The sequence below is a fragment of the Mesorhizobium sp. M0664 genome, from assembly GCF_040320565.1.
Classification (GTDB): domain Bacteria; phylum Pseudomonadota; class Alphaproteobacteria; order Rhizobiales; family Rhizobiaceae; genus Mesorhizobium.
The window spans coordinates 1-6,775 of record NZ_JAMYPW010000090.1; the positions used below are offsets into that span (position 1 = coordinate 1).

The following is a 6,775-nucleotide window of genomic DNA, read 5'->3' on the forward strand; positions in this document are numbered from 1 at the left end:
TTGAAGCTCAGGCCCTCGCGCCTCAAGAACATCCAGACCGCGTTGTGCGAGACCTTGACCCCGCGTGCGGCCAACTCATCCTTCAGACCATGCAGTGTCAGATGCGGCGTCTCGCACACGCGCCTCGATGAAGGCACGGTGCGGCTCCAGCACCCTCTTGCGATGTCCGCCCATCTTGCCAGGCGCAACCGAGCCAGTCGCCCGATGGCGCTGCAACAACTTCACCGCCGCCGAAACCGAAATGCCGAACCGTTTCGCGGCCGACCGGCGGCTCTCGCCACCCAAAACCGCCGCTACAACACGTTCGCGAAGATCATCCGAAAGAGGTCGCGTCATCCGATGCTGGCCTCCACTCCAGCCAGCATCTTGAATCACAAAACCGACTGATCCGGAATCCCCTTCGATTCCGTCAAATCAGGAACCGCTCTAACCGAATCCTCCGGCCAGGGCTTGCGTCGGCTGCTGCCGAGGTTGCGGCGCCGTGGTTGGCGTGTTTGACCCGGTCGCCACCGGCAAGTCGCGCGCAATTCGAGGACAATAATCACTGCCTCACCAAAATCACTGCCTCACCAAAAACCCGCGGCCGTTTCCAGCCGCGGGGGGCCTTGGGAGGGGCCTTTCGAAACCCGTGATCAAATGTTGGCGAGCAATTCGTTGACGCGGCTTTCCATGTCGGCAAGGGCGGTGTCGACGTCCTTCTGGCCACTGATTGCTGCACTCATCTCTTCGCCGATAATGTCCTGGATCGCAAACTGACGCTGTACGGCGGACGGCAGCGGCCTGCCGAGATCGGCGACCGCAGAGATCGTGTTGCGATGCGGCAGGGCCTTGAAGGCGTCCGAGGTGATGACGGCCTTATAGGCCGGCAGGTGACCGGTGCGTGACCATTCGAAGTCGTTGTCGGCGAAGAACTTCAGGAATTTACCGATGGCCGCGATCTGTTCAGGCGTGCGGTCTTTCTGCGAAACGGCCCAAGTGTGGCCGTCGGCATATTGCGCATGGGCGCCGCCAAACAGCTGCGGATACGGATAGACCGCATAGCCGCCCTTGTTGAGCGCCGTACCCTTGGTCTCGGACTGGGCGTTGTAATCGCCGACCACCCAGGTGCCGTTAAGGTGGACGCCACCCTCGCCGGCAAGGAAGGCGTTTATCGAGCCGCCATAATCGAGATCCTTGGTGGTGTAGCCCTTCTCGAAGATCGCCTTGTACATCTCGACGACCTTCTTGGCTTCCGGCGTATTCAACTTCACGTGCTTCGGATCGGCAAAGAAATCGGAATCCTGCTGGAAAAGATAGGTGTAGAGGTTGCGTGTGTAGAGTGCAGTCTCATTGGTCAGGTTCTGAACGAAATAAGGCTTGCCCGTCTTCTGCTTGAACTGTTCGGCCTGGGCGAGCAGTTCCTCGGGCGACTTTGGAAAAATCGGCGTGCCGTCGGCATTGACGAGGCCGGCTTGTTTGAAAAGATCCATGTTGACGTGATAGAGCATCGTCCAGCTGTCGATCGGCAGGCCATAGACCTTGCCGTCTTTGGTGGCGCCATTGCGTGCCGCGTCGGTGAAGGCGTCGGGTGTCACGCCGACCGACTTCAAGAGATCGTCGAGCGGCATCAACAGGCCCTTCGACTGATAATCCGACAGTACGGATTCATGGATCGTGACGATGTCCGGAGCGTCGCCTGAAGCGAACTGCGCGGTCAGCTGATCATAGCCGGGCCATTCCACGGTGGTGACGTTGACATGGACATCGGGATTGTCGGCGTTGAACTTGTTGATTAGCGAGGTGATGATGCCGCATTCGCCAACGGCCTTGGTGGCATCGGTGTTGGTGCCGAAATCGGCATCGCAGGCGCCGAAAAAGCGCTGCACGCTCAGCTCCGTGGCCGCGAAGCTTGGACTTGCGAGCATCATTGCGCCCGCAGAGACTGCGGCAAACAGTATTTTCTTCAGTTTCATATCAGTTCCTCCTACTGAGTTTCCGCCGCTCCACCCTGGATTGGCTTTCGTGCTTCAATTGCTGCGCATTCCCCCGGCCGTCAGGCAATCTTCGTTATCTCACCGCAGCGCCGGAGACTGCCGTGACGATGTATTTCTGGAAGAACAGGTAGACGATCAGGATCGGTGCACCGGCGAACACCGCCTGCGCCATCAGGAAGCCGATGCCTTCGGACTGGGCGAAGTTGGTCTGGGTCGAGGCCATGCCGACCGTCAGCGTGAACATGTCCTTCCTCGTCGCCGAAATCAGCGGCCAGAAGTAGTCATTCCAGGCGCCGAGAAAGGTGAAGATGCCGAGCGTCGCCTGCGCAGGCAGCGTGAGCGGCAGAAGCACCTTCCAGAAAATTCTGAGCCGGCTGGCGTTATCGAGCATGGCGGCTTCGTCCAACTCCTTCGGGATGGCCTTGAAATACTGGGTCATCAGGAAGACACCGAACGGAGCCGAAAGGCCCGGCAGAATGAGCCCTTGATAGGTGTTGTGGAACTTCAGCATGCTGAAGATCTGGTGACGGGCGACAAGCACGGCCTGTTCCGGGACCGCCAGGCCGAACAGCACGATCACGAACAGCACGTCTCGGCCGGGGAAATTCAGCCGTGCAAAGCCGTAGCCGGCGAGCGATGACAGGATCAACGTGCCGAGCGCCAATCCGCCCGAGACGATGATGCTGTTGCGCACCCAGATGAACACCGACGAGGTGCCGACGGTGTTGATGTAGTTCTTCAGCGTATAGGGCGCGTGAAACACCGAATTCGGATCGGCCATCAGCTCCGTATTGTCCTTGAGTGACAGGCCGATGACCCACAGAACCGGCGCGATCATGACGATCGAAAGCAGGATGACCAGGGCCAATAACAAATGGTCGCCAAATGCCCGGCCCTTGATGGAAGCTGCTGTGGCGCTCATGCCTGGTCTCCCCTGCTGCGTGTCACCAGGTACTGGGCCATGGCCGCGACCAGGATGAGGATGAACAGGATTTCCGATGCGGCGGCGCCCAGGCCGAGATCCCAGCGACGGAATGCGGTATCGTAGATGTAGAGCACGATCGGCTTGGTCAGGTTGTTCGGACCGCCGCGCGTCATCAGCCAGGCCTGGCCGAACAGCTGGAATTGCAGCACGATCTGGATGATGATCACCAGGATGAAGGTCCGCTTGATCGACGGCAGCGTGATCGAGCGTAGCGTCTGCCAGCGATTGGCATTGTCCAGCGCTGCCGCCTCGTAAATATCCTGTGGAATCTGCTGGAGCGCCGAGAGAAAGAGCATCATCGGCAGGCCGATGCACCACCAGATGGTGGCAATGGCGATGCCGATCATCGCAAGGCTGGGGTCGGAAATGAAGGCCGGAGCCGTTGCGCCGAACCATCCGTAGATCGTCGACAACAGGCCGACATTCGGAATGAAGACGATGCGCCAGATCAGCGTGACGATGGTGACCGACAGCACCGACGAGGAAAAGAACAGCGTCCGCAAAACCGCGGCAGTGCGCGTGCGGCGGTTGAGGCAAAGCGCCAGGAAAAGGCCGATCAGCGCCAGCGTCGGCACCGTCAGAAGCACGAAATAGAAGGTGTTCCAGATCGATTGCAGGAAGACCTTGTCGTGATACAGCCTGGCGTAATTGCCGAGACCGACAAAATTTCCGGACGAGAACGTGTCGGCCTTGTGGAAACTCAGCCACATCCCCCAGAGCAGCGGGAAGAGCAGCAGCGTGGTGAAGAAGAACAAGAATGGCGCAACGAAAATGACGTTTCGCCATTGCGGCGCATAGATGTCGGCGGTAGGGGCTCTGACGCCGACAGCAAGTGTCGCGGTTGGGGACATCGCCAGCCGGTCAGCCATCTCAGGCCTCCCTCGCATGCCAGGCGCGGCCGGTCTCGTTGAACAGATGCGATTTCTGGCCGTCAAAGGCGAGCCCGATTCTGTCGCCGACGGCGACGCGGCTGTTGCCGGCATCCGAGCCGACGATCTGCTGGCCATCGCCCAGCCGCGCGTAGATCAGGGTGCGTTCGCCGAGCCGCTCGAGCACATCGACCACGCCGCCGGCATTGCCCTGTCCGGCGGCAACGATGCGCACGTCTTCAGAACGGATGCCGAAAGTGTACTTGCCATCGGTCAGTTGGCTGGAGGCGATCTCGGTCTGCACCGAGACGCCGTCCGCAAACCTGGCCGTGGCGTTCTCGCCGGATCTGTCAAGCGTCGCATCGACGAAGTTCATCGCCGGCGCGCCGACGAAACCCGCGACGAATTTGGTCGCCGGGCGTTCGTAGATCTCCATCGGCGTACCGATCTGGTCGATCTTGCGATTGTTCATGACGACGATGCGGTCGGCCAGCGTCATGGCCTCGACCTGGTCATGAGTGACGAAGATCATCGTCGATTGCAGCCGCTGGTGAAGCTGGGCAAGCTCGATGCGGGTGCGGGTGCGCAACGCCGCATCGAGATTGGAAAGCGGCTCGTCGAACAGAAAGGCCTTCGGCTCCTTGACGATCGCACGGCCGATGGCGACGCGCTGGCGCTGGCCGCCGGAGAGCTGGCCCGGCTTGCGATCGAGCAGATGCGGCATTTCGAGGATGCGGGCGGCTTCGTTGATGCGCGCCTCGATGACCTTGCCTGGTACGCCGATATTCGCAAGCCCGAAGGCCATGTTGTCGCGCACCGTCATATGCGGATAAAGCGCATAGGACTGGAACACCATGGCAATGCCGCGCTTGCCCGGTGGCAGATGATCGATGCGCTCGTTGTTGATGGCAATCTCGCCGCTATCGACAGCTTCGAGCCCGGCAATCATTCGAAGAAGCGTCGATTTTCCGCAGCCGGACGGGCCCAGGAACACGATGAATTCGCGTGCCCTTATGGAGAGCGACAGATGATCCAGCACCGTCATGGCACCGAACTGCTTGCTCACGTTCCTGATCTCGATATCGGCCGTCACGTCGACGCTCCTCCTCAGCGTTTGCGCTTTCTCGATGATCCGCCTGAACTCAGAGTCTCAGGCGTATGACCTGGTAGGAATAGGCCGGCAGTGACAGGCTCAGCTTGCCGCCGGCGAGCGAGGCGCCCTCACCCTTCCTGGGGCCGACATTGCCAGGGTTTTCGGCCGAATTGACGGCTTTCAGATCGGCGTGTGCCATCACCTGGTGGTCGACGATCTCCGCCGCGCCGAAGCCGGTGAGGTCGACCACTGTTTCGATTGCCTCGCTCGAATGGCGGTTGACCGCGAAGAAGGTGACGTGGCCGGTTTGCCTGTCGTGCACGCCGGCAACATCGACATAAGCGACGTCGCCCGCAACGCTGGATTTGTAGGTCGGGCTTTCCACCTTGAGATCCAGCGCATTGCCGCGACCATAGTTAGAAGCAAACAGATAGGGATAAAAAATCGTCTGCCGCCATGCCGGGCCATTCGGAACGGTCATGATCGGCGCGATGACATTGACCAGTTGTGCCAGGCAGGCGATCTTGACGACATCGGAACGGCGGATGAAGGTGTTGAGGATCAGGCCGACCTGCAGCACATCCTCGAAATTATAGATGTCTTCGAGCAACGGCGGGGCGAACGGCCAGCCGTTGCTGCCGCCGAGTATCTTCCTGTCCTGCTCCTTGGAATGGTACCAGACGTTCCATTCGTCGAACGAGATGTAGACCTGCTTGTTGGAGCGCTTCTTGGCCTTGATATACTCGATGACGCCGGCGACCGAGACAATGTAGTCGTCGAGCTTTTCGCTCATGGCGAGATAGTTCGGAGCGTCGTTGGCTTCGTTGTCGAAATACATGTGCAGCGAGATGTAGTCGACCTCGTTGTAGGTATGGTCGAGAACCGTCGCTTCCCATTCAGGGTAGGTCGGCATCTTGGCATTCGAAGAGCCGCAGACCACCAGCTCGAGTGACTTGGAGAAGGCGCGCATGGCCTTGGCCGTCTCATGCGCCAGCCGGCCATACTCGTCCGCGGTCTTGTGGCCGATCTGCCAGGGGCCATCCATTTCATTGCCGAGGCACCAGAGCTTGACGTCGAACGGCTCCTTGCGGCCGTTGGCGATGCGCCTGTCGCTCCATTTGCTGCCGCCGGGATGGTTGGCGTACTCCAGCAGGTTGCGGGCTTCGTCGAGGCCGCGCGAGCCGAGATTGACGGCAAGCATCATCTCGGTGTTGGCGCAGGTGCACCAATCGGCAAATTCATGCAGGCCGACTTCGTTGCTTTCCGATGTGTGCCAGGCGAGGTCGAGGCGCACTGGGCGCTGTTCCTTGGGGCCAATGCCGTCTTCCCAATTGTAGGCCGAGACGAAATTGCCGCCGGGATAGCGGACGATCGGAACATTGAGTTCCCTGACGAGATCGATGACGTCCTGACGCATGCCGCTGGCATCCGCTGTCGGATGGCCGGGCTCATAGATGCCGGTGTAAACTGCCCGCCCCAGATGCTCGATGAAGGATCCGTAGAGCCTCGGGTCGATTTCCGAGACAACATAGTGCGGATGAGCCGTAACGGCTGCCTTCATGCATTCCTCCCATCGATATCACAAACGATGATTTAAATCATCTTGCCCGATATCAAAGGGGAAATGGCAGCCCTTCGTCAAGCCAAAATAGCCAAATGTAGGACAATTAGACGAACGATGTGGCACAGCAGAATGCCAGATCGTTGAAATCGCTGCGTTATCTTCAGAACCCGGTTTCATGATATCAACCAGTTTTGATCCTGAGCAGGATGTCCTGATCGTAATTTCCAAAGCCCTTGCCGAAAATATTGATCCCGCCGGGGCGCTTGGCGTCGTCCTTGACGCCGATACGGA

5 protein-coding genes and 2 pseudogenes are annotated in these 6,775 nt (G+C 59.5%); all 7 read right to left on the reverse strand.

Going from position 1 to position 6,775, the window contains the following annotated elements:
• Positions 1-336: pseudogene (locus NKI39_RS33835) on the reverse strand (IS630 family transposase); the annotation flags it as partial.
• Between the two features lie 296 nt (positions 337-632).
• A complete protein-coding gene (locus NKI39_RS33840; RefSeq protein WP_352472497.1) occupies positions 633-1,952 on the reverse strand; it encodes an ABC transporter substrate-binding protein in 1,320 nt (439 codons plus the stop codon).
• A 94-nt stretch (positions 1,953-2,046) separates the two neighbouring features.
• Positions 2,047-2,895 (reverse strand): carbohydrate ABC transporter permease, encoded by an 849-nt coding sequence (locus tag NKI39_RS33845; protein ID WP_352837461.1) that lies wholly within the window; start codon positions 2,893-2,895, stop codon positions 2,047-2,049.
• Positions 2,892-3,809: a carbohydrate ABC transporter permease gene (locus NKI39_RS33850; RefSeq protein WP_502893759.1), complete on the reverse strand. Its 918-nt coding sequence runs from the start codon at positions 3,807-3,809 to the stop codon at positions 2,892-2,894. The genes NKI39_RS33845 and NKI39_RS33850 overlap by 4 nt, the downstream gene beginning before the upstream one ends.
• A 19-nt stretch (positions 3,810-3,828) precedes the next feature.
• Positions 3,829-4,920: an ABC transporter ATP-binding protein gene (locus NKI39_RS33855; protein ID WP_352449658.1), complete on the reverse strand. Its 1,092-nt coding sequence runs from the start codon at positions 4,918-4,920 to the stop codon at positions 3,829-3,831.
• Between the two features lie 49 nt (positions 4,921-4,969).
• Positions 4,970-6,481: an arabinosylfuranosidase ArfA gene (gene arfA, locus NKI39_RS33860; RefSeq protein WP_352837464.1), complete on the reverse strand. Its 1,512-nt coding sequence runs from the start codon at positions 6,479-6,481 to the stop codon at positions 4,970-4,972.
• Positions 6,482-6,665: 184 nt separating this feature from the next.
• Positions 6,666-6,775, reverse strand: a pseudogene (locus tag NKI39_RS33865) (transcriptional regulator); the annotation flags it as partial.